15 protein-coding genes, 1 tRNA gene, 1 pseudogene and 1 riboswitch are annotated in these 26553 nt (G+C 72.6%); of the genes and pseudogenes, 8 read left to right on the plus strand and 9 right to left on the minus strand.

Annotated elements, in window-relative coordinates:
• Positions 1-186: 186 nt before the first annotated feature.
• Positions 187-1662, minus strand: a complete 1476-nt coding sequence (locus tag OHA98_RS37635) for an NAD(P)/FAD-dependent oxidoreductase (RefSeq protein WP_266932379.1) — start codon at positions 1660-1662, stop codon at positions 187-189.
• Between the two features lie 343 nt (positions 1663-2005).
• Between OHA98_RS37635 and OHA98_RS37640 the strand changes: the two genes are divergently transcribed.
• Together OHA98_RS37640 and OHA98_RS37645 are read left to right on the plus strand one after the other, a co-directional pair.
• Positions 2006-2878 carry a TetR/AcrR family transcriptional regulator gene (locus tag OHA98_RS37640; protein ID WP_266932380.1) on the plus strand — a complete coding sequence of 291 codons (873 nt, stop codon included), beginning with the start codon at positions 2006-2008 and terminating at the stop codon, positions 2876-2878.
• A 341-nt stretch (positions 2879-3219) separates the two neighbouring features.
• A complete protein-coding gene (locus OHA98_RS37645) occupies positions 3220-5274 on the plus strand; it encodes a sigma-70 family RNA polymerase sigma factor (protein ID WP_266932381.1) in 2055 nt (684 codons plus the stop codon).
• 30 nt (positions 5275-5304) lie between these two features.
• On the opposite strand, the gene OHA98_RS37650 is transcribed toward OHA98_RS37645, so the two are convergent.
• Entirely contained in the window at positions 5305-7419 is a 2115-nt protein-coding gene (locus tag OHA98_RS37650) for an asparagine synthase-related protein (protein WP_266932382.1), read from the minus strand.
• 857 nt (positions 7420-8276) lie between these two features.
• Here OHA98_RS37650 and OHA98_RS37655 point away from each other — a divergent pair.
• From OHA98_RS37655 to OHA98_RS37670, 4 genes are all read left to right on the plus strand, one after another.
• The gene (locus tag OHA98_RS37655) at positions 8277-9863 is read left to right on the plus strand and encodes a sporulation protein (RefSeq protein WP_266932383.1); all 1587 of its coding nucleotides are present in this window, start codon (positions 8277-8279) and stop codon (positions 9861-9863) included.
• Positions 9864-9974: 111 nt separating this feature from the next.
• Positions 9975-11231 carry an L-2-hydroxyglutarate oxidase gene (gene lhgO, locus OHA98_RS37660; RefSeq protein ID WP_266932384.1) on the plus strand — a complete coding sequence of 419 codons (1257 nt, stop codon included), beginning with the start codon at positions 9975-9977 and terminating at the stop codon, positions 11229-11231.
• Entirely contained in the window at positions 11224-12219 is a 996-nt protein-coding gene (gene trmB / locus OHA98_RS37665; protein ID WP_266932385.1) for a tRNA (guanosine(46)-N7)-methyltransferase TrmB, read from the plus strand. The genes lhgO and trmB overlap by 8 nt, the downstream gene beginning before the upstream one ends.
• 182 nt (positions 12220-12401) lie before the next feature.
• Positions 12402-13979, plus strand: a complete 1578-nt coding sequence (locus OHA98_RS37670; RefSeq protein WP_266932386.1) for a PrsW family intramembrane metalloprotease — start codon at positions 12402-12404, stop codon at positions 13977-13979.
• 71 nt (positions 13980-14050) lie between these two features.
• Here OHA98_RS37670 and OHA98_RS37675 read toward each other — a convergent pair whose 3' ends face one another.
• The 6 genes and pseudogenes from OHA98_RS37675 to OHA98_RS37700 form a co-directional block, all read right to left on the minus strand.
• A complete protein-coding gene (locus OHA98_RS37675) occupies positions 14051-14995 on the minus strand; it encodes an aldo/keto reductase (RefSeq protein ID WP_266932612.1) in 945 nt (314 codons plus the stop codon).
• Positions 14996-15215: 220 nt separating this feature from the next.
• Positions 15216-16247 carry a M23 family metallopeptidase gene (locus tag OHA98_RS37680; RefSeq protein ID WP_266932387.1) on the minus strand — a complete coding sequence of 344 codons (1032 nt, stop codon included), beginning with the start codon at positions 16245-16247 and terminating at the stop codon, positions 15216-15218.
• An 11-nt stretch (positions 16248-16258) separates the two neighbouring features.
• Positions 16259-16411, minus strand: a riboswitch (cyclic di-AMP (ydaO/yuaA leader).
• 355 nt (positions 16412-16766) lie between these two features.
• The gene (locus tag OHA98_RS37685) at positions 16767-17939 is read right to left on the minus strand and encodes a PP2C family protein-serine/threonine phosphatase (RefSeq protein ID WP_266932388.1); all 1173 of its coding nucleotides are present in this window, start codon (positions 17937-17939) and stop codon (positions 16767-16769) included.
• Positions 17940-18162: 223 nt separating this feature from the next.
• Positions 18163-18347 (minus strand): annotated as a pseudogene (locus tag OHA98_RS37690) (TipAS antibiotic-recognition domain-containing protein); the annotation flags it as partial.
• Positions 18348-18449: 102 nt separating this feature from the next.
• Positions 18450-18523: transfer RNA gene (locus OHA98_RS37695), tRNA-Met, on the minus strand.
• 53 nt (positions 18524-18576) lie between these two features.
• Positions 18577-19692, minus strand: a complete 1116-nt coding sequence (locus tag OHA98_RS37700; protein WP_266932389.1) for an FAD-dependent monooxygenase — start codon at positions 19690-19692, stop codon at positions 18577-18579.
• A gap of 225 nt (positions 19693-19917) precedes the next feature.
• On the opposite strand from OHA98_RS37700, the gene OHA98_RS37705 reads away from it, so the two are divergent.
• The gene (locus tag OHA98_RS37705; RefSeq protein WP_266932390.1) at positions 19918-20934 is read left to right on the plus strand and encodes a TetR/AcrR family transcriptional regulator C-terminal domain-containing protein; all 1017 of its coding nucleotides are present in this window, start codon (positions 19918-19920) and stop codon (positions 20932-20934) included.
• 312 nt (positions 20935-21246) lie between these two features.
• Positions 21247-22626 carry an FAD-binding oxidoreductase gene (locus tag OHA98_RS37710; protein ID WP_266932391.1) on the plus strand — a complete coding sequence of 460 codons (1380 nt, stop codon included), beginning with the start codon at positions 21247-21249 and terminating at the stop codon, positions 22624-22626.
• A 165-nt stretch (positions 22627-22791) separates the two neighbouring features.
• On the opposite strand, the gene OHA98_RS37715 is transcribed toward OHA98_RS37710, so the two are convergent.
• Complete coding sequence (locus tag OHA98_RS37715) at positions 22792-26481, minus strand: indolepyruvate ferredoxin oxidoreductase family protein (RefSeq protein ID WP_266932392.1); 3690 nt, start codon at positions 26479-26481, stop codon at positions 22792-22794.
• Between the last annotated feature and the right edge of the window lie 72 nt (positions 26482-26553).

The following is a 26553-nucleotide window of genomic DNA, read 5'->3' on the forward strand; positions in this document are numbered from 1 at the left end:
CTTCTTCTGCCTGGGTCGGGGGTACCGGGGGCCGGACCCCCGGGAAGGCGCAGCCGGGCCTCATCGTGCTGCTGGTGCGTCGATGCTGGTCGCTGTTGGTCACTGCCGGCCGGGGTCACTCTGTGCAGGTGTGGGCCCACCTATGGTCACACGTCCAGTGTGACCGACCGTACTGACAGTGGCTGTTCAGCCGGACGTCCTCGGCGGTCCGTCGCCCGCGGAAGGGCTGCTTCCGGGGGGTGGCGGGTCGGTGCCGCGGTCCGGCGGTCCAGCGCCCGGACGGGGGCGGTTTCCGGTACCGCCCGCCGCGATCTCGAACTCGGCCCGCGGGTGTTCCAGCGAACCGAGGGAGACGATCTCGCGCTTGAAGAGCCCCGCCAGCGTCCATTCGGCGAGAACGCGCGCCTTCCGGTTGAAGGTGGGGATCCGGCTGAGGTGATACGTGCGGTGCATCAGCCAGGCCGGATAGCCCTTCAGCTTGCGGCCGTAGACATGGGCGACGCCCTTGTGCAGACCGAGCGAGGCGACCGATCCCGCGTTCGCGTGCCGGTACTCCGTGAGCGGCCGGCCGTCGATCGTCGCGAGGACGTTCTCGGCGAGGACCTTGGCCTGGCGCACCGCGTGCTGGGCGTTGGGCGCGGTTTCCGCGCCCGGTGCGGCGGCGGTCAGGTCGGGTACGGCTGCGGCGTCGCCCGCGGCCCAGGCGTGTTCGCTGCCCTCGACACCGAGCGTGGTGGTGCACCGGAGCCGGCCGCGTTCGGTGAGCGGCAGGCCGGTGGCGGCCAGGAGCGGGGCGGGCTTGACGCCCGCGGTCCACACGAGCGTGCGGGTCGGGAAGCGGGAGCCGTCGCTGAGGACGGCGACCCGGTCCTCGCAGGTGTCCAGGCGCGTTTCGAGGCGTACGTCGATGTTGCGGCCGCGCAGCTCGCGGACCGCGTATCCGCCCATCGCCTCGCCGACCTCGGGGAGGATGCGCCCGGAGGCCTCGACCAGGATCCACTTCAGGTCCGTGGCCTTGATGTTGTGGTAGTACCGCGAGGTGTAGCGGGCCATGTCCTCCAGCTCCGCGAGTGCCTCGACGCCCGCGTAGCCGCCGCCGACGAAGACGAAGGTCAGGGCGGCGTCGCGGATGGCGGGGTCACGGGTGGCGGAGGCGATGTCCATCTGTTCGATGACGTGGTTGCGCAGGCCGATGGCCTCCTCGACGGTCTTGAAGCCGATGCCGAACTCGGCGAGGCCGGGAACCGGGAGGGTGCGCGATACGGAGCCGGGGGCGATGACGATCTCGTCGTACGGGATCTCCAGGGCTCCGGTGCCGTCCTCCTGCGTGGCGAGGGTGGTGACGGTGGCGGTCCGCTTGGCGTGGTCGATGCTCTCGGCCTCACCGATGACGATCCTGCAGTGGTCCAGGACGCGGCGGAGCGGCACGACCACATGGCGCGGTGAGATCGACCCGGCGGCCGCCTCGGGCAGAAAGGGCTGGTACGTCATGTACGGCTCGGGCGTGACGACCACGACCTCGGCGTCACCGCTCTTCAGTCTCTGCTTCAGCTTCCGCTGGAGACGCAGCGCTGTGTACATCCCGACGTAGCCGCCGCCGACGACGAGAATGCGTACACCTGGCCGGGTGCCGGGGGGCGTTCCCCGGGTATCTGGAGCCATCACCACCCCATGACGCAACGGAGACAGGGGTTTGTCCACAGCCCCGGCAAATTGTGTGACCGGAGGATCCTGACGATCCATCGGGTTCGGCGTACCTCCGGATGCGGCAGCCGCGCAGGTCAGGCCTTGCGGAGGGGGTGCTGGGATGGGGCGGAATCAGGAACCACCCGGCCCTTGCTCCGATCGGGGGGCGCTCCGTGCGGAACTACCCCCTTCTGAATTGACCCGGGCTCAACTATGTTCGTAACCCGTCGGGGTGTCGGGTTCGGATGACGTGTGATCCGCTCCCCGACTGACACGGCGGGGAAGTCTCCGGGGGGAGACGTCATAACCGGGGGAAGTTATGCACATTCAGGATTCGCATTGGCAGGCTGCTGTCTCGTCCTCGGCCGAGGGCAACGGGCGGCTGAGCGCGGTAGGAGCGGTCGGAACCGTGAGTTCTGCCGGACCGGTCGGACCGGTCGGCACGGCCGCGGCGGTCTCTTCGGCCGGAGGGACCGGCGTCACAGGACGCTCGGCGCCGCTCCGCGTGGACGCACAGCGCAATCTGGAGCATGTCCTGCGAGCCGCGCGTGAAGTGTTCGGCGAGCTGGGATACGGCGCTCCGATGGAGGACGTGGCACGTCGGGCCAGGGTCGGCGTCGGCACCGTCTACCGGCGGTTCCCGAGCAAGGACGTGCTGGTACGCCGGATAGCCGAGGAGGAGACCTCCCGGCTGACCGAGCAGGCGCGCACCGCTCTGGGGCTGGAGGAGGAGCCCTGGTCGGCTCTCTCCCGCTTCCTGCGGACGTCCGTGGCGTCGGGTGCGGGACGGCTGTTGCCGCCGCAGGTGCTGCGGGTCGGGGTCGACACGGACGAGCCGGGCCCGGCTCCCGTCCTGGGCACGGCGTCCGGTGACGCCGTCGACGAGAGGCGTGTTCCGCAGCAGCGGCAGAGTGCGGGGCAGCCCGATCTCCGGGTGGTCCCGCAGCGCTCCGTCGCCGTGGACGGTCTCGACGACGACGACACGGGAGCGGCCGAACTGCTGGAGGTCGTGGGCCGTCTGGTCGACCGGGCGCGGGAGTCGGGTGAGCTGCGCGGTGATGTGACGGTGGCCGATGTGCTCCTGGTCATCGCCACGGCCGCCCCTTCACTGCCCGACGCCGCTCAGCAGGCCGCGGCATCAACACGGCTGCTGGACATCCTGCTGGAGGGGCTGCGGTCCCGCCCGGCGTAAGGGGTACCGGTCCGGCCGGGTGGTCCGGCCGGGTGGTCCGGCCGGGTGGTCCGGCCGGCCGGCCCCGTCACTCTGTCCGCCCGGCCGGTCCCGTCGGTCCGTCGGCCGGCCCCGTCGGGCGGTCCGTCGGGCGGTCCGGCCGGTCGGGTGGACGCTGACTGGTCCGGCCCGCGGCGGCTGAAATCGCGGTGAAGCATTCCCCGAAAGGGGGATGTCTAGTGCTCCCATTCGGGAAAACGCCCCGGATGAGTGGTTGGCGGGACTCAGCGTTCGCCGCCTTCGGGCCGTGTGGCACTCTTGCTCGGAGTTCGGTCCGAAGGGTGCATACGGGGGCTTCCGCGATGAGCGGTGACGGGCAACAGGAAGAGTCGCTCGACGGGATCGCCACTGCGGCCGGGGGCACGGCGGCCGGTGGGCCGTCCATGGGGCAGGTGCCGAGCCAGGCCCGCCCAGGACACTCGTCGGACGACACCGAGGACAACGCCGAGGGCTGTACCGTCCTGCCCGGCCCATGGCCCGCGCAGGTGGAGAGTCCCTCGTCCGTCGAGGGCCGGTCCGTGGCGGGCGGCCCCATGGCCGGCCCGGACAGCGGGCCCGCGGGCGGTGGTGCCGGAACCGGGTTCGCCGTTCCGCCGCAGCGGGAGGGCCGCGGCGGGGCCGGCGATGCCGGACAGTCCGACGCCCAGCTGATCGAGGGCATGCGGTCCGGTGACGACCACGCCTACGAGGAGCTGTTCCGGCGGCACTCGGGCGCGGTGCGCCGCTACGCGCGCAGCTGCTGCCGGGACACGCACACCGCCGACGACCTGACGGCCGAGGTCTTCGCGCGGACCCTCCAGGCGGTGCGCGGCGGCAAGGGCCCGCAGGAAGCCGTCCGGGCCTACCTGATGACCGCTGTCCGCCATGTCGCCGCCGCCTGGACGAAGAGCGCGAAGCGGGAGCATCTGGTCGACGACTTCGCGGTGTTCGCCGCGCAGGCCGTCCGTACGTCGGAGCTGTCGGACGACGACACCCTCGACCTCGGCGCCGATGTGCTGGCGATGCACGAGGCCGAACAGTCCATGGCCATGCAGGCGTTCCGCAGTCTGCCGGAGCGCTGGCAGGCGGTGCTCTGGCACACCACCGTGGAGGAGGAGTCGCCGAGCGAGGTCGCCCCGCTGTTCGGCCTGACCGCCAACGCCACGGCCGTACTGGCCAGCCGGGCCCGCGAAGGGCTCAAGCAGGCCTACCTCCAGGCGCATGTGAGCCAGGCGCTCGTGACGGGCGGCGACTGCGCCCAGTACGCGGACCGGCTCGGCGCCTACGCCCGGGGCGGGCTGCGGATGCGGGCCGAGCGCGGGCTGCGCAAGCATCTGGACGAGTGCGCGAAGTGCCGGATCGCCGCGGGCGAGCTGGACCATGTGAACGCCGGGATTCCGGCGCTGCTCCCGGTCGCGGTCATCGGATGGTTCGCCGTCGGGTACTCGCTCAAGGCCGCGGGCATCGTGGCGGGTGGTGCGGCGGGCGCGACCGGAGTCGGGGTCGCCGCCGCGGCGACCGGCAATGGGGCGTCCGCAGGAGCGTCCGGGGGAGCCGCGGCGGAAGGGCTCGGAGCACCGGCGAAGGCGGGGATCGCCGCGGCGGTCGCCGTCGCGGCGGCGGCCGGGCTGGCCTGGGCACTGGTCGGCAACGACCAGCCGAAGCCGGAGCCGAAGCCTGTGGCCAAGCCGCCGGTGGTGGCACCCGCGGTGCCCGCTCCCCCACCGCCGCCCGAGCCGAAGCCCGAGCCGCCGGCGGCGCCCGTGCCACCGGCCCCGGCCCCGCCGCCCGAGCCGAAGCCGACGCCGAAGCCCACTCCGCCTTCTCCGCCGAAGGCCACGCCGAAGCCCACGCCTCCGGCGCCCGAGCCTCCGGCGCCGAAGCCGCCCGCGCCCACCCCGCCCCCGGCTCCCACTCCGACGCCCCCCGTACCGCCGGATCCGACCGTCTACCAGGTCAGTGAGCTCGGCTACACCCTGCTGGGGGACCACGTCGATCCGGAGGTGGTGTTCGGCGAGAGCAGCTGGCTCTGGCAGCGCCCGAATCTGTCGATCGCCTCCACCCGGTACGCGCCCGGAGTGACCGTGCACGCCAATTCCTCGGTCATCATCCAGCTGAACCGGGAGTGCACCCGTTACGAGGCGATGGCCGGCATCGACGATCTGACGAGAGGGCACGGCTCGGTGCGCTTCTCCGTCCTCGACGGGGACGGGGTCCGGCTGTGGCAGTCCCCCGTCATGGAGGGCGGCGATCCCGCCGTTCCGGTGAATGTCGGCATCGGCGGCCAGTCCACGATCCGGCTCGTCGTGGAGGCGCAGTCGCCGCTGGGCGGGGTGGCGTTGGCCGACTGGGCGGAGTCCAGGATCAGCTGCCGCTGAGCCCGGGGCGGTGAACCGCACCGCGTGCGGTCACGGCTGAAGGGTTCGCCTGGAAGGGACCACTCCGCCCGCCACCGCGCGTTGGCGCGGGGCCGCCGTGCCCGTCCAGCAGGTGCCCCGGCGTCCGAGGAGACGGCGCAGCCAGAGTTCCGTGGAGGCCAGGTCGGCCAGGCCGTCCAGGGGAAGGGGCTCCCCCTCGGAGGCGGCGCGCAGCGCCTTGCGTACGACGCGGGCCTCGACCAGCCCCGCGTCGGCGAGCAACGGGGCGTCGAACAGCGCCATCAGCTCGGGGAGCGCGGTGCGCAGGCCGATGCGGGTGGCCGCGGCCGAGGTGGCCTGGGAGGGCGCTCCCCAGCCGGGCGGAAGGTCGTGGATGCCCGTGCCCGCCAGGGCCCGGCGCAGGATCGCGGCCCGTGCGCCCGGTTGGACGCGGAGGGATTCGGGAACGGCGCGGGCGGCCCGGACGACCTGGTTGTCGAGGAACGGGGCGTGGACGCGCTGGCTGCGGACCTCGGCGGCCTGCTCCAGGATGCGGTGGCCGGCGGCGCCGCGGGCGAGCGCGGCGCGGGCGCGGGCCTCCCCAGGTCGCTGCGCGGAGTTCGGCCGGATCGCCGCCTCCTGAAGGCGAACCGATACTTCTGCGAGGGCCTCCCCCGTCAGCCAGCGCGCCGCGGGCCCGGGGCGCGACCAGGCGAGGGCGGCGAGGGAGGCGTCGGCGGGGGTGTCGAGGTCGGGGGCGTACCGGTTGGCGTCGGGCAGCAGTCCGGCCGCCGTTTCGAGGCCGGTGCGGTACGACGTACGGGCCAGGCGCCGGGCCGCCCGGTAGAGGGCCAGCGGGACGAACAGGGAGTGCGCCGTGGCGCCCTCGGCCTTGGTGAGGGCGGCGACGGGGCGCAGCAGGTGCCGTCTGCGCCGGTCCATCAGCAGGTCGGCGAGGCGGGCCGGGTGCGCGTCCAGCACCTGCCGGGCGCCATGGCCGACGAGGTGGTCGGCGCTGCCGGCGGCGAGACGGCGGCGGTGGCGCTCGGAGACGACGAGGGAGGGGGCCGGTTCGTCGGTGATCGGGCCGTTCTCCAGCAGACCGGCGTACGGCAGCGCTTCCTCGCCCGCCGGGACCACCACGTGGTGCAGGCGCGGGTTGGCGGCGATGGCGCGGGCGCGTTCGAGTTCGTCCTCGTGGTCGCGGGTGGTGAGGTCGTTGAAGGTGACCGCGAGGAGCCGCTCCCCCGCCTCCGTGCCGTGGCCGAGGAGGGTGCCGGGCAGACCGGGCAGTCCGGCGGCCAGCAGTGCGAGGGTGGCGGACGCGCTGCCTCCGGAGAGGTCGGCGCCGATGCCGGGCACGGGTGCGCCGCGGGCCGCGCGGCGTTCGGCGGGGCCCATGCCGGGGACCGGGCCGGGGTCGGGCGGCAGGGTCTCGGGGGCGTGGCGCGGGGCCGTGAGCCGGGCGCGTACGGCCTCGACGAGTGCGTCCCGTACGCCCTCCACGGCGTGTACCGGGTCGGCCTGGGGTGCCGCGACGGCGAGCGAGGCCACGGCCTCGTATCCGGTGATCTCGCGCGAGCCCTCGCGCAGGATCAGCGCGTGCCCGGGTGGGACCCGCTTCACGCCGACGTACGGGGTGCCGTCGCCCAGCGCCTCCGGTGTCTCGGGGCAGGCGAGCAGGGCGGCCAGGTGTCCGATGTCGAGCTGGGCCTCGATGAGGTCGGCGAGGGGGAGGGCCGCGGTGGCGTAGGCGGTGCCGTTGGCCCAGGGGGTGTGGAAGACGGGGCGGGCTCCGGCCAGGTCCCCGGCCACGGTGATCCGGCGGCCGATCTGGACGACCGCGGTGTAACTGCCCGGCCAGGCGGTGAGATGCCGCATCGCCCCGCCGCGGGCGGCGAGCAGTCCGACGCGCAGCTGTTCGTCGGTGGCCCCGCAGCAGCCGAGGACGGCGAGGCGGGTGGTGGGGGCGCCCTCGGGGGTCGGGGCGTTGATGACGCGGATCTCGTCGGGCCGCCAGTCGCCCACCGCCCAGAGCGGATCCGGGTCCCCCCACAGGAGTTGGGACCCCACGGGGTGAACCGTGCGCCCCTCTCCGCCGGCGCCGACCGCGCCCACGGTGCCGAAGCTCGCGGCGATACTGCTCCACCCCACCAACCAACGCATCGCCGCCTCCACAGGCTGTGGACAAAGCGGCGTACAGGGAGAACGGGACGCCGCTGCGGGACATGCTGCCACGACAACGGCCGGCCGGAGGGGGTACGGGCAGCGCACACCGGAAGGGCATGCGCCCCTGGCAAGGGCCCGGCCGTTCCTCCGGGGCGCGAACTGCGGCGCACTGGCAACGGAACGCGGGCTTCCGGGTGTTGCGGAGCCGGAGCGTCAGCCACGAATGGCCGGTACGGCGTTCCGGCCGCCCGGTTGACCACCCGGGCGAGCGGTCGAGATCCAGCCATAGTCGGACCGTTGACCAGAGCCTCACCCGACCGTCGTCATTGAGCCATTCTCGGCGCGCGCCACAACCGGCGATCGTCCGCTTTCACCCCCGCGCCGAGCGGCTCCACGCACAGCCCGGGAGGTGGGCCTCACCTCCCGGACCGGTCCGCCGCCCGCGGGGAATGGGGCGGCGGCATCCCCCAGCCCACTGAGTCCAGTCCAGCGGGCCGACCCACGCAGCATCCATGGAAGCGCTCCCGCACCCGGCCGGGCCAGAGCGCACGGCCGGGCGCACAGCCACACACCAGGTGCACGCACGATCACGCCCGGCACACGGCCGGGAATCGAACACCGACCGCCCGCACGGACAACAATCCCGCCATAGGGACGCCCGCCCCTTAACGGTAGGGATGCGGCGAACTACGCTGGGTTTACTGATGTTCCCAGCAGGGCGGCATATTCCCCGGGGCTCGGCCAAATGCGTGTGCGGCCGGAGTGACGGGGTTCGAACCTGGGGAGGCATCGGTACGAATGCCGCGCGCCGTCCTCGGTGACGCGGCGGCTGTCTGTGTGTCGAGGGGTGGCGCATGTCCAGGGAGCAACGCGGGCCGAACGAGAAGCTCGGCACGGTTCTCGCCCTCGCGGGAATCAGTAACGCCGGGCTGGCCCGGCGGGTCAACGACCTCGGAGCACAGCGCGGTCTGACACTTCGCTACGACAAGACCTCGGTGGCCCGGTGGGTCGCCAAGGGCATGGTGCCGCAGGGCGCCGCGCCCCATCTCATCGCCGCGGCGATCGGCGCCAAGCTCGGCCGGCCGGTCCCGCTGCACGAGATCGGGCTCGCGGACGCCGACCCGGCGCCCGAGGTCGGGCTCGCCTTCCCGCGCGACGTGGGCGAAGCCGTGCGGTCGGCGACCGAGCTGTACCGGCTGGATCTCGCCGGGCGGCGGGGCGGCGGCGGAATCTGGCAATCCCTGGCGGGGTCGTTCGCGGTCAGCGCGTACGCGACCCCCGCCTCCCGATGGCTGATAACCCCCGCCGATCCGTCGGTGGCGCGGGATTCGACGGCCGCCCGTGCCGCGATCCTCGGCGCGCAGAGCGCACACGGCGCACAGAGCGCGCAGAGGGCACACGGCTCGACCGCCGTGCCGGGCGTGCCCGGCGCACTGCTCGCACACGGGGCGCAGGGGCTGTCCGTGCCGGTCGGGTCGGTGCCCGTGCAGCCCGGCCCGGAGTCCGCGGCCGACGCCTCGCCGCTGCGGGTCGGCCACAGCGATGTCGCCAAGCTGCGCGAGGCCGCCCAGGACGCGCGCCGCTGGGACTCCAAGTACGGTGGCGGGGACTGGCGTTCCTCGATGGTTCCGGAGTGCTTACGGGTCGACGCCGCGCCCCTGCTCCTCGGTTCGTACACCGACGAGGTGGGCCGTGCCCTCTTCGGCGCCTCGGCCGAACTGACCAGGCTCGCCGGGTGGATGGCCTTCGACACCGGGCAGCAGGAAGCCGCCCAGCGCTATTACATCCAGGCCCTGCGCCTGGCCAGGGCCGCCGCCGATGTCCCGCTCGGCGGATATGTCCTGGTCTCGATGTCCCTCCAGGCGACCTATCGCGGCTTCGCCGACGAGGGGGTCGACCTCGCGCAGGCGGCCGTCGAGCGCAACCGCGGCCTCGCCACCGCCCGCACCATGAGCTTCTTCCGGCTGGTGGAAGCGCGGGCCCACGCGAAGGCGGGCGACGCACCGGCTGCGGGGGCCGCCCTCAAGGCCGCCGAGGGCTGGCTGGAGCGGTCCAGGGCGGGCGACGCCGACCCGTCGTGGCTGGGCTTCTACTCGTACGACAGGTTCGCTGCCGACGCCGCCGAGTGCTACCGCGACCTCAAGGCGCCCCGGCAGGTGCGGCGCTTCACCGAGCAGGCCCTGTCCAAACCGACCGAGGAGTTCGTCCGCTCGCACGGGCTGCGGCTCGTCGTGTCCGCGGTCGCCGAGCTGGAGTCGGGCAATCTGGACGCGGCGTGCGCGGCGGGGACCCGCGCGGTCGAGGTGGCGGGCCGGATCTCCTCGGCGCGGACCACGGAGTACGTACGCGATCTGCTGCACCGGCTCGAACCGTACGGCGACGAGCCGCGCGTCGCTGAGCTGCGCGAACGCGCCCGTCCGCTACTGGTGGCCCCGGTCTGATCCCGGCCTCCGCCCCGGTCCGCGGTGCGGGATGTGTGCCACGCCCTGCCCGGTCCGGGTTTGAGCCGGTTGTCAGTGGGTCAGTGCACTATCGGGGTGGGAGGTGGCGTGATGATGACGCACGCGGCGTACGACTGCGAAGTGCTGGTGATCGGTGGCGGGATCGTCGGTCTGTCGACCGCGTATGCGATCACGCGGTCCGCTCCGGGCACCCGGGTGACGGTGCTGGAGAAGGAGCGGGGCCCGGCCCGGCACCAGACCGGGCGCAACAGCGGTGTGATCCACAGCGGCGTCTACTACCGCCCCGGTTCGCTCAAGGCCCGCTACGCGGTGCGGGGCGCCACCGAGATGGCCGGCTTCTGCGCGGAGCACGGCATCGCGCACGCGGTGACCGGCAAGCTGATCGTGGCGAGCGAGCGGTGCGAGCTGCCCCGGCTGCACGGCCTGGTGCAGCGCGGCCGGGAGCACGGACTGCCGGTGCGGGAGCTGGGCCCGGCGCAGATCGCGGAGTACGAACCGCGTGTGCGCGGACTCGCGGCGATCCGCGTCGGCACGACCGGGGTGTGCGACTTCGGGGCGGTCGCGGCACGGTTCGCGAAGGAGGTCACCGCCGCCGGCGGCATCGTCCGCTACGGGGCGGAGGTCACCGCGATCGACCGGCGTCCCTGGGGTGTGGCGGTGCGGACGGCGAGCGGGCTGGTCGTCCGGGCCCGGGTGCTGGTCAACTGCGCGGGGCTGCAATGCGACCGGGTGGCGCGGCTCGCGGGCGACGACCCCGGTGTGCGGATCGTGCCGTTCCGGGGGGAGTACTACGAGCTGGCCAGGCCTGAGCTGGTGCGCGGGCTGGTCTATCCGGTGCCGGACCCGGCGTTCCCGTTCCTCGGGGTGCATCTGACCCGGGGTGTCGACGGCTCCGTCCACGTCGGACCGAACGCGGTGCCCGCCCTGGCCCGGGAGGGGTACGGCTGGCCGGTCGTGCGCCCCGGTGAGCTCCTGGAGACGCTGAGCTGGCCGGGGTCCTGGCGGATCGCCCGCAGACACTGGCGGTACGGGGCGGGCGAGGTGCACCGTTCGCTGTCGAAGCGGGCGTTCACCCTGGCCGTGCGGAGACTGCTGCCCGAGGTGACCGAGGACGATCTGCGGCCGTCGACCGCCGGGGTCAGGGCCCAGGCGGTCCTGCGGGACGGCACGCTGGTGGACGACTTCCTGATCCGCGAGGCCCCGCACACCGTGCATGTGCTGAACGCCCCGTCCCCCGCCGCCACGGCCTCGCTGCCCATCGGCAGGGAGGTGGCACGGCGGGCACTGCTGCGGGCACGCGGCACGGGGTGGAAGCCACCCGCCGTAGAATCGGGTCATTGTGTCTGAGCAGCCTCTGAACCCCACGCCTGATGTCCCCGACGCCCATGACGTCGCGGACGCTCCTGACGTTTCCCGTGCCTCCGACGAGTCCCCCGCGTCCGACGCGCCCCGTGCTCCGGGTGCGGCCGACGACGTGAGTGCCGCTGACGACGTCAGTGCCGCGGACATCGTCGGCGCGACGGACGATGTCAGTGCCACGGACGATGTCAGTGCCGCCGACGACGCGGCTGCCCGGCGTGCGGCCTCCTTCGAACGGCAGCGCAGGCTCCGTCAGGAGCCGCGCTTCCCCGGCGGGCCCGCCGCCGATCCGGCGGGCTCCCACCACGAACGCCGTATCCGCAGCTTCCAGCCGCGCCGCAGCCGGGTCACCACCGGTCAGGAGGAGGCCCTCCAGCGGCTGTGGCCGAAGTGGGGCCTGGACATCGACGGGCTGCGCGTCCTGGACACGGCCGAGCTGTTCGACGGACTGCCGGTCGTCCTGGAGATCGGCTTCGGCATGGGCGAGGCCACGGCGCAGATGGCGGCCGACGACCCGGGCACCGGGATCCTCGCCGTCGATGTGCACACCCCCGGCCAGGGCAATCTGCTCGGGCTCGCGGACCGGGCCGGCCTGTCCAACGTACGGGTGGCCAACGGTGACGCGGTCATCCTGCTGCGCGAGATGCTGAAGCCGGACTCGCTCGACGGGCTCCGGGTGTACTTCCCCGACCCGTGGCCCAAGGCGCGGCACCACAAGCGGCGGCTGATCCAGCCGGAGTTCCTGGACCTGGTGGCCCAGCGGCTCAGGCCGGGCGCCGTGGTCCACTGTGCGACGGACTGGGAGCCGTACGCGGAGCAGATGCTGGACGTCCTCACCGCGCACCCCCTCTTCGAGAACACCCGGGCGGACGGCGGATACGCCCCACGGCCCGCGTTCCGACCGCTGACCCGCTTCGAGGGGCAGGGACTGGACAAGGGGCACGTCGTCCACGACCTGCTGTTCGCCCGCGTCTGAAGCGCTGAGCGTCGGCGTGACCGCGGCCTGGCCGTGACCGCGGGCGGGCCGTGACCGCGGGCGGGCGGCCGGACCACGCGCCGGCGGCCGGACCGTCGGCGGCCGGGCGGTGAACGCTGCGAACCGGCCGTGTGCCCCGGCGCGGATGGTCAGGTGTCAGTCCCGGTCGTTAGGGTCATGGGGTGTCCGACGGGTCCGTGCAGCACCAGCAGCCGCAGCCGGCCGTCCCGGTTCTCGAGGAGCGACGGCTCGGCGAGATCCTGGGCGCCGTTCCGGAGCGTGGCCAGTGGCGATACCGGCCGCGCCGCGTCGGCATGGTGTGGCGGAGCAAGGCATTCCGCGCCGGTGCGGTGATCGTCGTGCTGGCGCTGTGCGGGCTGGTGATCCTGTCCCTGGTCCGTGAGCAGACCGGCTCGGAGGGATTCCTCGTCGGGCTGGGGCTGGCCGTGCTGCCCGTGCCGCTGCTGATGGCGGCCTTCCGCTGGCTGGACCGGGTCGAACCGGGCCCCTGGCGCAACCTCCTGTTCTCCTTCGCCTGGGGTGCGTGTGCCGCCGCGCTCGTCGCGATCATCGCCAATTCGTTCGCGACGCGCTGGATCGCCACGGCCACCGCCGACCCGGCGGGCGCCGACACCCTCGGCGCCACCGTGATCGCCCCGATCGTCGAGGAGAGCGCCAAGGCGGCCGCCGTACTACTGATCTTCCTGTTCCGGCGGCGGGAGTTCAGCGGCATCGTCGACGGCATCGTGGTCGCCGGATTCACCGCGACCGGTTTCGCCTTCACCGAGAACATCCTCTATCTGGGCAACGCCTTCGGCGAGGACCAGCAGCTGGGGGTGACGGGGCTCGGCTCGATGACCGCCGGGACGTTCTTCGTCCGGATCGTGATGTCACCGTTCGCGCATCCGCTGTTCACGGTGCTCACCGGCATCGGCTTCGGCTTCGCCGCCGTGGGCGCGCGCCGCCACCGGGTCCGCCGGATCCTGCTGCCGGCGCTGGGCCTGCTCCTCGCGATGGGCATGCACGCCCTGTGGAACGGCTCCTCCGCGTTCGGCCCGTACGGCTTCTACGTGGTGTACGGGATCTTCATGGTCCCGGCGTTCGGGCTGGTGACCTGGCTGGCCGTCTTCACGCGCCGGCGCGAGCTGCGTACGCTCTCCGCCGAGCTGCCCGCGTACGCGGCGGCGGGCTGGCTGACCCCGGCCGAACCGCTCGCGCTCTCCTCGATGCGGGCACGCGGCATGGCCCGTGATCTGGCCCGCCACTGGCACGGCCACCCCGACCGGGCCCGCGGCCGGGCGGCGGCGCGGGCGGTCGCCGAGTACGAGTCGTTCGCGACGTCCCTGGCCGGGCTGCGCCGCAGGGCCCGCCTGGACTCGGCGGGCCCGGACTTCGCCGGGCGGGAGCGGGAGCTGCTGCACCACCTGTGGCAGCGCCGGGAGATCGCCGGTCCGGCTCTGACGTACGCGGCCCACGCGACCGGCCGACTGCACACGCACCCCCGCCGCCCGGCCGCGCCGTACGGCGGGCAGTTCCCGCAGCAGCAGCACCCGCACGCGTACGCATCCCCGGGCCCGTATCCGGGGCCGTATCCGTATCCGGAGCCGTATCCGTACGCGACGCCGGGTCCGCAGCGGTACGGGCACGCGGGACCGCCGTACGCGGGTCAGTTCCCGCCCCAGCAGTACGGGCCCGCACCGCACGCGACCCCGCCCCAGCAGTACGGCGGCGCCAACCCGTATCTGCGTCCCCCGCAGTAACCGGGACGGCACGCGCCCCGGCCCGGTCGGCGGGACCGGCCCACCGCGTGCCGGACCGGTCCCGCCGTGGATCAGGCCGACGCCTCGGTGAGCGCGGCGATTTCCTGGTCCGTCAGGTGCAGGCCGGCCACCGCGACCAGCGCGGACAGCTGCTCGACCGTGCGGGCGGAGGCGATCGGTGCGGCGACGGTCGGCCGCGCGGCCAGCCAGGCCAGGGCGACCGTGGCGATCTCGGCCTCGCGCTCCCGCGCGATCGTGTCGAGCGCCGCCAGCACCTTGCGGCCCTGCTCCGACTCCAGGTGCCGGCCGGCGCCCTCGGCCCGCGGGCTGTCGACCGACGTACCCGGACGGTACTTTCCGGTGAGGAAGCCCGAGGCCAGCGCGAAGTACGGGACGGCGGCGAGCCCGCCGCGGGCCGCGGTGTCCTGGAGGGCGCCCTCGTAGGTGTCGCGGGAGACCAGGTTGTAGTGCGGCTGGAGGGCGACGTAGCGGGCCAGGCCCTCGCGCTCGGAGAAGTCCAGGGACGCCTGGAGCCGCTCCGGGCTGATGTTGGAGGCGGCGATCTCACGCACCTTGCCGTCCTTCACCAGCCGGTCGAGGGCCGTGATGATCTCCTCGACCGGGACGGTCTCGTCATCGAAGTGCGTGTAGTACAGGTCGATGTGGTCGGTGCCGAGCCGGCGCAGCGACTCCTCGGCGGCGGCCCTGATGGTGGTGGCGGAGAGCCCCTTGTACGAGGGGTGGGCACCGACCTTGGTGGCGACGACGATGTCGGACCGGTTGGCACGCGAGGCGAGCCACTTGCCGATGACGGTCTCCGACTCGCCGCCCTCGTTGCCGGGGACCCAGGCGGAGTAGGAGTCGGCGGTGTCGATGAAGTTGCCGCCCGCCGCGGCGTACGCGTCCAGCACCGCGAAGGACTGTGCCTCGTCCGCCGTCCAGCCGAAGACATTGCCGCCGAGGGCGAGGGGGAAGACCTGAAGGCCGGAGGAACCGAGCGGGCGCAGAGAAGTCACAGAAGTCATGAAGAGTTCAACGAGAGCACCCGGGGGCGCTATTCCATGACAGCGGACCGGCAGCCCTGACGTCGGGGGGTGTGCGTCAGGGCTGCCGGGGTTCGGGGGCGCCCGGTGAGGGCGCGGGGGGAACGCGGCGCTGGGGCAGGGGAAGCGCGGTGCCGGGGCGGGACTCGGAGCCTGCCGGGTGGCCTCCGGCCGGAGGTCACCCAACGGGTTCTCAGACCGTGAGCCCCTTGCTGCGCAGCCAGCTCATCGGGTCGATGGCCGAGCCACCCGGGGTGCGGACCTCCAGGTGGAGGTGGGCGCCGGTGACGTTGCCGGTGGCGCCGACACGGCCGATGGTGTCGCCCGTGCTGACCTTCTGACCGGCCGACACGTTCATCGAGGACTGGTGGCAGTACCAGATCTCCGTGCCGTCATCGAGCACCAGGACCGTGCGGTAGCCGTACGCGCCGGAATATCCGGCGGACTTCACGGTGCCGCTGTGCACGGCCTTGACCGGGGTGCCGCTCTGCGCCGCGAAGTCGAGGCCGGTGTGGTGGCCGGAGGACCACATCGTGCCGGACTGACCGTAGGTCGAGGTGATGCTGTACGAGGACGTCGGCAGCGCGTAGCTGGCGGCGAGCTTGGCGAGGCGCTCGGCCTCCGCCTTCTTCTTCGCCGCTTCCTCCGCCTTCTTCTTCTCGGCGGCGGCCTTGGCCTCGGCCTTGTCCTGCTGCTTCTTGGCCTCGGCGGCGGCCTTCTCGGCTGCCGCCTTCTCCTCCGCGGCCTTGGCCTCGGCGTCGGCGCTGGCCTGCTGCTGCTCGGCCTGCTGAAGGATGCGGGCGCGCAGTGCCTCGCCCGGGTCGGTCGTGCCCTGCTCCGCCTCGGCGTCGGTGATACCCGCGGAGGTGAGCGGTGCGGTCGCGACCGGCTTCTTGTCCTCGTCGTCGGACAGGAAGGAACCCACGCCGGGAAGGGACTTGGCGTCGGGGAGACTGGCCGCGAGGGAATCGGGAAGAGATATGGAGACCGGCGGCTTGCTCTGCGCGGTGGCCATGCCGCCCGCTCCGACGGCCGCGATGACACCGACCCCGAGGACGGTGGAGCTACGGGCGAGTCCCCGCTGCTTGGCTACGCGGTGCCTGCCGCGCACGGGCCGGATGGACTCCTCGGTGGGATTCCATTCCTCCCAGGTCCTGTCCGAGTCACCGAAGTTGCCGGTGGCGAAGGGTGACGGGGCCTCGGGGGCAGGCTTGTTGGACGCCACGTGGGCGCACTCCTTTCCTTCCTTCTCGCCTACCGGGTTAGCTGACGGGTTCGGAGCAGGAAGGTCTCCTACGGGCCCCTCCGCCTCTGACGAGACGCAGGTGTCCGATTCACCCCATGTAGGTGGTTCCCCGGTTCCCTTGCGGGATTCGGCGCTCGCGCACGGTGCCGCCTCTTGCGACGACTGGGACGACCGCGCTGCGTTATCGAACGTTAATAGACGGACGGGTCCTATTCCAAGCTCTTCCCAGTGATCGTTCGCGACTTCGGCCTGGACTTACGTGATGCAACCATCCCGAATCGGACGAGCAGAGCACGATTTGATCACTACTTGATTTCTGACATTGCATCAAATGTTATGCGGAGCGGTGTCCTTCGATTACGTACGGTGGTATCGCCCGGCAACCGGCACGCGCTCCAACCACGGATCCCGTCCACACGTCCGTCCACACGTCCGTCCACACATCCGTCCACACATCCGTCCACGTCCCCGTCCGCACCTCACGCCCGCACGTCCCGCTCATTCATCGCCCCGGCCCACGATCCTCACGGTCGTCCGGCGCTCCGGCTGTCCCTCAGCGGGCCTTCCCACCGCGAGAAGTGCCATGTCGTCAGTGGACCGGCCGCCGGTGTGCAGCCGGACATCGTCGGTGAGCGCGGAGAGCAGTTCCTCGGGCCCGGGGAAGATCCGGCCCCGCAGCCGGGCCGCCGGATCGTAGAAGGCCCCGGACGCGTCCCGCGCCTCGGAGAGGCCGTCCGTGAACAGCAGCAGCGTCGCCCCCGGCGGCAGACCCCACTCGTCGGCCCGGTCCGGCCACGCACCCAGGTTCATCCCGAGCGGCAGCGCGGGCACGGTCGGCGACAGCACCTCCAGCGCTCCGTCCGCGTGCAGCAGGATCGGTTCGGGGTGCCCCCGGTTGACGATGCGCAAGGAGAGGGAGCCGGGCGGGATCTCGACGAGCACCGCCGTGATGAACCCTTCCATCGCGTCGAGCCCGCCGCGCCGGGTCCCCTCCCGTGCCAGCGCCCGTTCCAGCCGCTGGGCGACCCCCTCCAGCGAACGCTCCTGCTCGGCGGCCTCCCGGAACGCCCCGATGATCACCGCCACCGCCTCGACCGCGTCGAGCCCCTTGCCCCGTACGTCCCCGAGCACCAGACGTACGCCGTGCGGGGTGTCCGCCACGGCGAACAGGTCACCGCCGACGAACTCGTCCGCCTGGGCCGCCTCGTACCGTGCGGCGACATGCAGTCCGCCGATCCGGTCGTCCGGGGTCGGCAGCACGGCCCGCATGGCGGTCTCCGCGATGAAGCGCGCCGAGGCCAGCTGCTCGTTGCCGCGCCGCACGACACCGTTGATGACGAGGGCGAGCACCGAGGCCGTGAGCACGGTGATCAGTTCGGTGACCGGAGCGGCCCGGGTCAGCGTCCCCGCGTACAGGTGCAGAGCGAAGACGGCCAGCACCGAGGCCACGCCGGTCCGGACGGTGCTGGCCAGACTGAAGAACGGGGCGGCCATCAGCGGTGCCGCCACGAACAGCGGTACGGCGGTGAAGGTCGGCGGGGTCCCGACGTCGAAGAGCAGCCCGCCGCCGATCATCAGGGCGGGCAGCGCGCGTACGAACCGGCGGGCCCCGACGCCTCCGGCCGGCCCCCGGCCACCATGGCGGGCCGGGAAACCGAAGGAGGGGACCACACGCCCGCGCACCGGGAAGGCCGACCGCCAACGGCTCCGGGCGCGGGGCAGCCCGGCAGGTCTCCCGCGCCGCCTGTCCCGCTTCCCCACCTGTGCACTCCTGCCCGGTCCATCCACGGCTGCGGACGGTACCGCGCCCCGTCCAGGCTTGCCGGAGCCGCGCCGTGCGGCGACTCCTCATCGGCCAAAAGAGGGGAGCGTGCGGGGCCGGGGCCTCCGGAGGTCAGTCGGAGAGCCGGAGTTCCGCGTAGATCGTCAGCGCATCCCGTACGAAGGCGGCGGTGCCGTCCCCGTACCGATCGTAGTTCTTCGCGAAACGCGGATCGGCGGCATACATCTCCTCTGCCCCGCCGCGCCCAGCGAGCGCCACCACCGGCCGCCGCGCTCGTACGCGTCACGGCCCCTGCGGATACGGCGGATACGGCACCCATGGACCCGGTGGATCCGGCACACGGTCCGGAAACGACTCGGGCCCGGCACGCTGTATGCGTACCGGGCCCGGTCCTTCAGTAGCGGGGACAGGATTTGAACCTGCGACCTCTGGGTTATGAGCCCAGCGAGCTACCGAGCTGCTCCACCCCGCGTCGTTGAATGCAACTCTACGGCATGCCGGACGCACTCCTGACCACCTGGCACGTCAGACCTCCAGCACGATGGCGTTCTTGGCCCGGTCGAGAGCCTCCTCGGACGCGGGAGAGCCTGCCTCGCCGCGCCCCTCGACGAGGGCCTGGTTGACCGTGACGAACGGACGCATCCGCTCCTCGTACCGCGCGAACGCGAGCGTGTGGTCACCGTCCGCCCGCGCCAGTTCGTCCGCCAGCACCTGAGCACCGACCAGCGCCAGGCCGGTGCCCTGCCCGGAGAGCACGGACGCCCCGTACCCGGCGTCGCCCAGCAGCACCGCCCGCCCCCGCGACCAGCGGTCCATCCGCACCTGGGCCACGGCATCGGCGTAGAAGTCGGGCGCCTCGCGCAGCGCCTTGAGCAGCCGGTCGCTCTCCCAGCGCAGCGGCGCCATGTGCGCGGCGACCAGCGCCCGGTACGCCTCCTGGGTCCGGGCTTCCGGCCCGAGCGGCCCGCCCCCGAAGCCGAAGGTGACCCGGAGCTCGGTGTTGTCGCGCACCGGATAGATGCCGTACCCGGCCGTCCCCTCCCGGAGCCACACCTGCCAGTTGTCGAGGCCCAGGAAGTTGTCCGCGCCGAAGATGGCGATGTGCATGTCCAAATGACGGATGAACCGCTCCTCGGCGCCGAAGGCCAGCCGCCGCACCCCCGAGTGCAGCCCGTCGGCTCCCACCACCAGGTCGAAGGTGCGCGGGGCGGCGTGCTCGAAGGTGACGCGCACCCCCTCCTCCGCTTCCTCCAGTGCGGTGATGCTGTCCCCGTAGAGGAACTCCGCCCCGTCCCCGACGCGTTCGTGCAGCATCCGTACGAAGTCCTCGCGGAGCACCTCGATGTCGCCGTTGTCGAGCCGGCCGCTGCTGAAGGTGGACTCGGTGGAGCGGTGCATCTCGTTGCCGTCCCCGTCGAGGACGGACATGCCCCGCATCCTGGTACGGGCGCCGCGCGCCCGGTCCAGCAGCCCGAGCCGCTCGACGACATCGAGGGCGACGCCGCGGATGTCGATGGCCTGACCGCCCCGGCGCGGGGCGGGGGCGCGCTCCACGACGGTCACGGTACGGCCCTGTTCGCCCAGCAGCCGGGCGAGTGCCGAGCCGCCGATACCGCTGCCGGAGATGAGGACGTTCTTCATGGCGGAACCCCTTCGGTCCTGTGGCTGTCCGCGCCACCGATTCGTACGGTGTACGCGCACTGAATGTACGGCGTACGCGCACGCCTGCCAAGCACACTTCTCCGCACCTGAGCTAGTGCAGGGCCGCGATTTTCCGCCTTCTCTCCTGCTAGCCTCTGCACTAGTACAGCCCCAGCGCCCGAAAAAGAAGAACGCCGCCTGGGAGAGAAAGAGGAGGAGCAGGGCATGACCGCGGAAACCCAGCCCCCGTACCGGCGCATCGTCGGTGAGATCCGTCGCCGCATCACCGCCGGTGAACTCGCCCCGGGTGACCGGGTCCCCTCGACCCGGCAGATCGCCAAGGACTGGGGCGTCGCCCTGGCCACCGCGACGAAGGTGCTCACCACGCTGCGCCTGGAGGGGTACGTGGAGACCCGCCCACGGATCGGCACGGTGGTGGCCGCGGGGCGCGCGCCCGCGACCGCTTCCGCTTCCCCTCCCGCGCCTCTCGCGGCCCCTGTGTCTCCCGCGCCCCTCCCGAGAGCCCCCGGCTCCCCCTCCGTCTCCCCCGGCTCCCCCTCCCCCGACCATGAGCTGACGCGCGAGCGCATCGTGCGTGCCGCCATGCACATCGCCGACACCGAGGGTCTGTCCGCGCTCTCCATGCGTGGCGTCGCGGCGCGGCTCGGGGTCGCCGCGATGTCCCCGTACCGGTATGTGAAGAGCAAGGAGGACCTGGTCCTGCTGATGGCCGACACGGCCTTCGGCGAGGAGACGTATCCCGCGACACCCCCCGAGGGCTGGCGCGCCCGGCTCGAACTGTGCGCCCGGACCCTCTGGACCGTGTACCGCCGGCACCCGTGGCTGGCCCAACTCGCACCGCTTTCGCGTCCGTTGGTGCTGCCCAACCTGATGGTCCACGCGGAGTGCGCGCTCAGTGCGCTGGACGGCCACGGGCTGGAGCCGGCCACCATGATGGACGTCCATGTGCTGCTCTACAGCTATGTCCAGGGCCTCGCCGTCAGCGTGGAGCAGGAGGCCCAGGCCGAGGCGGCCACCGGGCAGAGCGAGGACGAATGGATGGCCGGTCAGGTGGAATCCCTTCGCGCGCTCGCCGGATCGGCCCGCTACCCCGTCTTCGCGAAGGTCTCCACCGCCCTCGCCGACGGCTACGACCTGGACCTGGACGTGCTGTTCGAGTTCGGACTGGGACCGCTGCTCGACGGCTTCGCGGGCATCGTCGAGGGCCACCGCCGGGGGTGACCGGCGTGCCCGGGAAGATCGGCCATGCCCAGGGAGACCGGCCATGCCCAGGGAGACCGGCCATGCCCAGGGAGACCGGCCATGCCCAGGGAGACCGGCCATGCCCAGGGAGATCGGCCGTGCCCGGGGAGCCGGAGAATTGCGGGACCCGTCGACCGGGGAGAGGCTGGTGATACAGCCTTGCGGTGTCCGACGACGCCCGCGGCTCTCGGGGTGCCGAAGCGCCGGCGTACGACCGACCGATCACCGACAGACGGCAGGGGGAAGCAGCCGGGTGTGTGTCGCGGTCCGCGCCATCCCGAGGAGAAGGCCATGGACGGTGCCACGCTCGAAACCATGAGAACCGCGTTGCGCGGGCCGGTGATCGGCCCGGAGGACCCCGACTACACGCAGGCGCGCACCATCTACAACGCCATGATCGATCGTCGGCCCTCGGCTGTCGTGCGGTGTTCCGACGCGGCCGATGCCATGGCCGCGGTCGACTTCGTACGGGAGCACGGTCTCGAAGCGGCCGTCATGGGCGGCGGACACAGCGGTGCGGGCCTGTGCCTGGTGGACGACGGGGTCACCATCGACCTGTCGCCGATGCGCGGCGTGCGCGTCGACCCGGCCGCGAGGACGGCACAGGTCGGCGGTGGCGCCCAGCTCGGCGACCTCGACCACGCCGCCCACGCCTTCGGCCTCGCCACCCCGGCGGGCATCATGTCGACGACCGGCGTCGGCGGCCTCACGCTCGGCGGCGGGCACGGCCACCTCACCCGCGCGTACGGGCTCACCGTGGACAGTCTGCTCTCCGCCGACGTGGTGCTCGCCGACGGCAGCTTCGTCACCGCGAGCGGGACCGAGAACGCCGACCTGTTCTGGGCGCTGCGCGGCGGCGGCGGCAACTTCGGCATCGTCACCTCGTTCCGCTTCCGGCTCCACCCGGTGGACACCGTCGGCGTCGCGATCACGTTGTGGCCGCTCGACCTGATGCACGAAGTGCTGCGGTGGTACCGCGAGTTCCTGCCCGAGGCACCGGACGAGCTGAACGGCTTCTTCGCCACGCTGACCGTCCCACCGGGCCCGCCCTTCCCCGAGGAGATCCACGGCCTGCCGATGTGCGGTGTCGTCTGGTGCTCGACCGGCGACCCCGACGGTCTCGACGAGGCCCTGGCCGCCGTGAACGAACCGGGCCCGCCCGCCTTCCACTTCACGACGCCGATGCCCTACCCCGTGCTCCAGACCATGTTCGACGAGCTGATCCCGAAGGGCCTCCAGTGGTACTGGCGCGGGGCCTTCTTCGACCGGATCACGGAGGAGGCGATCGACGTGCACGCCAAGTACGCCCAGAATCTCCCCACCGATCTGACGACCATGCACCTCTACCCGGTCGACGCGGCGGCCGGCCGGGTCCCCCCGGACGACACCGCGTGGGCCTACCGCGACGCCGTCTGGTCCGGGGTCATCGGCGGTATCGACCCCGACCCGGCCAACGCCTCGGCGATCCGGCGGTGGGCGGTGGACTACTGGGAGGAACTGCACCCGTACTCCATGGGCGGTGCGTACGTGAACTTCATCGGCGCGGGGGAGGGTCAGGAGCGCGTCCGGGCCACCTACCGCGACCACTACGACCGGCTGGCCGAGATCAAGCACAGGTACGACCCGCACAACCTGTTCCACGCCAACCAGAACATCGAACCGGCCGGGTGAGCGGGGCACCGGACGGGCAGGAGAGCCGGGCTGTGCGTACCGGCCGGGTGAGCCGGGCACCGTACCGGCCGGGTGAGCCGGGCACCGTACCGGCAGGAAAGCCGGCGGTAGCGGCCGGGTGAGCGGGCGAAAGCACCCGCTCACCCGGCCGTACGTCCCAGGGCGTCAGCGCGTGCCCGCGTGCGCCGGGGCGGATTCCCGTCCGGCGAAACGGCCCATCAGTTCGTCCGCCTTCGCGCGGTACTCCACGACCGCCGCCATCTTGATGTCCTCGTACCCGCGCACCACGTCGGGCAGTGACGCGACCTCCACGGCCGACGGAAGATCCGCCGGGCTCAGCGTGCGGCAGATCTCCGTGATCATCGCCTCGTACTCGGTGATCAGCGCCCGTTCCGTACGGCGTACGGAAGCCGCGCCGAACAGGTCGAGCCGAGTGCCCCTGACATGGCGCATCGCGGCGAGGAGCCGGAACGCCGGTTTGAACCACGGGCCGAGCACGATCTTCCGTTCCATGCCCAGCGCCCGGAGCGCCGGCGGGTGGAGACGGTAGGACATCCGCGCGCCCTCCCCGAAGCGGTCCTTCACCTCCTGCTCCACGGCGGGGTCCAGCGAGAGCCGCGCCACCTCGTACTCGTCCTTGTACGCCATCAGCTTGTACAGGTGCCGGGCCACGGTCCCGGTGAGTTCCGCCGAGCCGGGGACCTTCTCCTCCTCGGCCCGCCGCACCCGCTCGACGAACTGGGTGTAGCGGGTGGCGTAGGCGGCGTTCTGGTACGCGATGAGGTCGGGCACCCGGACGTCGAGCAGCCGGGCCAGCTCCGAGCCCGGTGCCGCGCCGACCTGCGCGATCAGCCCGGCCGCGACGGCGGACACGGACTGCCGGGGAGCCTTCGGCCCCTCCGCCGCCGCCAGGGCCTCGGCGAACCCCGCGGGGTCGGCGATGGCCAGGCGGCCGTAGCGGAAGGCCTTCAGGTTCTCCTCGACCTTCACCCCGTTGAGGGCGATCGCCTCCTCGACGGCCTCGGCGGGCAGGGGCAGCGCGCCGGACTGGTGGGCCGCGCCGGTGAGCAGCAGGTTGGCGTACTGGTCCGCCCCGAGCAGGGTGTTGGCCAGGTGCCGGGCGTCGAGGAACACGGCCGTGCGCGTGGCCTCGCGGATACGGTCCCTGATCGGTCCGGCGGCCGGGAACGACGCCTGCGGGTCGATCACCATCTGCCCGGTGGGGACCTCCGCCGTGGAGACGACGGCGACCGTACGGGAGGGGGCCGCCGCCGCGAGGTTCCCGGCGTCCGCCGCGACGAGCAGGTCGCAGCCGAGGTAGAGGTCGCACTCCGCCTCGGCCGCCTTGCCGGCCTGCAGGGTGGGTTCGTCCGTGATCTTGATGTCGGAGACGACCGCGCCCCCCTTCTGCGCGAGCCCGGTCTGGTCCAGGGCCCTGACATGGCGTCCGGCGAGTGCGGCGGTGGTGCTCAGGATCTGCGCCAGGGTGACGACACCGGAACCGCCCACCCCGGTGATCCGTGTGGTGTGCGAAGCGGTGGGCGTGCCCACGGGCTCCGGCAGGTCGGCGGCGTCGGGCATCGGGACGGTCCGGGCCGCCGGGGCCGCACCGGACTTCCCCGGAGCCGCACCGGACCTGCCTGAGGCCGCCCCCGGCTTCCCCGGGGCCGCACCGGACTTCCCCTTGGCCGGGACGACGCTGAGGAACGAGGGGCAGTCGCCGGCCAGGCACGAGAAGTCCTTGTTGCACGAGGACTGGTCGATCCGCGTCTTGCGGCCGAACTCCGTCTCCACGGGCTGGACCGACAGGCAGTTGGACTTACGGCCGCAGTCGCCGCACCCCTCGCACACCCGCTCGTTGATCATGATCCGTTCCACGGGATCGGGGGCGAGCCCGCGCTTGCGCTTGCGGCGGAGTTCGGTGGCGCACTCCTGGTCGTGGATCAGCAGGGTGACGCCGGGGACGGCCGCGAGGGTCTCCTGCGCCTCGGTCAGCCGGTCGCGGTGCCAGACGCGTACGCCCTTGGGGAGCTTCACCTTCCGGTACCGCTTCACGTCCTCGGTCGTGATGATGATCCGGGCGACCCCCTCCGCGAGGAGTCCCCCGGCGATGGCGGGCACCGTCATCACGCCGGCCGGCTGCTGCCCGCCGGTCATGGCGACCGCCGAGTTGTACAGCAGCTTGTACGTGACGTTCACCCCGGCCGCGACCGCTGCCCGGACGGCGAGGCTCCCGGAGTGGTGGAAGGTGCCGTCGCCGAGGTTCTGGATCAGGTGGTTCCGCTCCAGGAACGGCTCCATGCCGATCCACTGGGCGCCCTCGCCGCCCATCTGCGTCATGCCGATCACGTCTCCGGCCTGGGCCGGGTCCATGAGCGTGACCATGGCGTGGCAGCCGATACCGGCGCCGACGGTCGACCCCTTCGGCGCCTTGGTCGACAGGTTGTGGGGGCAGCCGGAGCAGAAGTACGGGGTACGGGTCACCAGCGGCAGGAGCGACAGGAGCGGACGCGCGCCCTTGGCGCCCCCGGCTCCCCCGGTCTGCGTACCCGCAGCCCGCACGCCGAGGGCCGCCAGCGTGGGGGCGAGCCGTGCGGCGATCGTGTCGGGGTCGAGTTCTCCGTCCAACGGGAACAGGGCGCTGCCGTCCGCCGCCCGCTTGCCGGAGACCGTCGGCATGGCCTCGGTGCCGTAGAGCAGATCCTTGACCGCCGTCTCGATCAGCGGGCGCTTCTCCTCCACCACGACGATGTGGCGCAGTCCGGCCGCGAACCGTTCGACCACCGTCGGTTCGAGGGGATGGATCATGCCGAGGTGCAGCAGGCGGACGCCGTGCCGGGCGAGTCCGGCGTCGTCGAGTCCCATGCCGGTCAGCGCCTGGCGCAGGTCGAGATAGGTCTTGCCGGGGGCGATGATCCCGACGCGGTCGTCCGGTCCTGTGCGGGTGATCCGGTTGAGGCCGTTGACGGCGGCGTAGCGCCGGGCGATCTCCAGGCGGGCGCCGTCCCTGCTCCGTTCCAGTTCGCCGAGGGCCGGCTGCACCATCCGGGCGGCCACGGCGTGCCGGACCGGGGTGCCGTCGACGTAGAGATCCGGTACGACCGGCGAGACGCGCCCGGCGCCCACGTCGACCGTGCCGGAACCGTCGGCGACGGCGGTCACGATCTTCAGCGCCACCCACAGTCCGCTGACCCGCGACATGGCGACGCCATGGAGCCCGAAGTCGAGCGCCTCCTGCGGATCGGAGGGGTAGAGCGTGGGAATCCCGAGGTCGGCCAGGAGCAGTTCGGAGGCACCGGGCACCGTCGAGGACTTCGCGGCGGGGTCGTCGCCGACCAGGGCGAGCGCACCGCCGTCGGGGTGCGTACCCATCAGGTTGTTGTGCCGCAGGGCGTCCGACGCCCGGTCCAGTCCGGGCGACTTGCCGTACCAGATGCCCGTGATGCCGTCGACGCGCTTGTCCGGCTGCATGGCCGCGAGCTGTGTCCCCTGGACCGCCGTGGCCGCCAGTTCCTCGTTGACACCGGGCCGGAGGACGACGTCGTACTCGTCGAGCAGTTCCCGGCAGCGCTCCAGCTCCATGTCGTAGCCGGCCAGGGGCGAGCCCTCGTAGCCGGACACGAAGGCGGCGGTACGGCGCCCGGCCCGGCGGTCCGCCCGGCGCAGGTCGAGGGTCAGCCGGGCGAGCGCCTGGATACCCGTGAGGTGGAGGCTGCCCTCCTCGCGCACGTACCGGTCCTGAAGCGTCGGGCGCGCGGCTTTCGGCGTCTCCGTACGGTCGTCGCGGTCCGTACGGTCGTCGAGACCGGCGTGATCCGCGTGGCCTGTGCGGTCCTTCTTGTCCTTGTGGTCCATGTGCTTTCCTCCCGCGATGACATCGGCGGTCAACGGCGTACGGGCCGTGCGAGAGGGGGCCAGGCGGACGGC

The organism is Streptomyces sp. NBC_00654 (assembly GCF_026341775.1).
Classification (GTDB): domain Bacteria; phylum Actinomycetota; class Actinomycetes; order Streptomycetales; family Streptomycetaceae; genus Streptomyces.

What these genes read in the sequence shown, in the direction of transcription:
- OHA98_RS37655 (WP_266932383.1), top strand. Translation starts at nt 8,277, where the DNA reads ATGTCCAGGGAGCAACGCGGGCCGAACGAGAAGCTCGGCACGGTTCTC.
- OHA98_RS37640 (WP_266932380.1), top strand. Translation starts at nt 2,006, where the DNA reads ATGCACATTCAGGATTCGCATTGGCAGGCTGCTGTCTCGTCCTCGGCC.
- OHA98_RS37700 (WP_266932389.1), bottom strand. Translation starts at nt 19,692, where the DNA reads ATGAAGAACGTCCTCATCTCCGGCAGCGGTATCGGCGGCTCGGCACTC.
- OHA98_RS37715 (WP_266932392.1), bottom strand. Translation starts at nt 26,481, where the DNA reads ATGGACCACAAGGACAAGAAGGACCGCACAGGCCACGCGGATCACGCC.
- OHA98_RS37635 (WP_266932379.1), bottom strand. Translation starts at nt 1,662, where the DNA reads ATGGCTCCAGATACCCGGGGAACGCCCCCCGGCACCCGGCCAGGTGTA.
- OHA98_RS37645 (WP_266932381.1), top strand. Translation starts at nt 3,220, where the DNA reads ATGAGCGGTGACGGGCAACAGGAAGAGTCGCTCGACGGGATCGCCACT.
- lhgO (WP_266932384.1), top strand. Translation starts at nt 9,975, where the DNA reads ATGATGACGCACGCGGCGTACGACTGCGAAGTGCTGGTGATCGGTGGC.
- OHA98_RS37710 (WP_266932391.1), top strand. Translation starts at nt 21,247, where the DNA reads ATGGACGGTGCCACGCTCGAAACCATGAGAACCGCGTTGCGCGGGCCG.
- OHA98_RS37650 (WP_266932382.1), bottom strand. Translation starts at nt 7,419, where the DNA reads ATGCGTTGGTTGGTGGGGTGGAGCAGTATCGCCGCGAGCTTCGGCACC.
- OHA98_RS37705 (WP_266932390.1), top strand. Translation starts at nt 19,918, where the DNA reads ATGACCGCGGAAACCCAGCCCCCGTACCGGCGCATCGTCGGTGAGATC.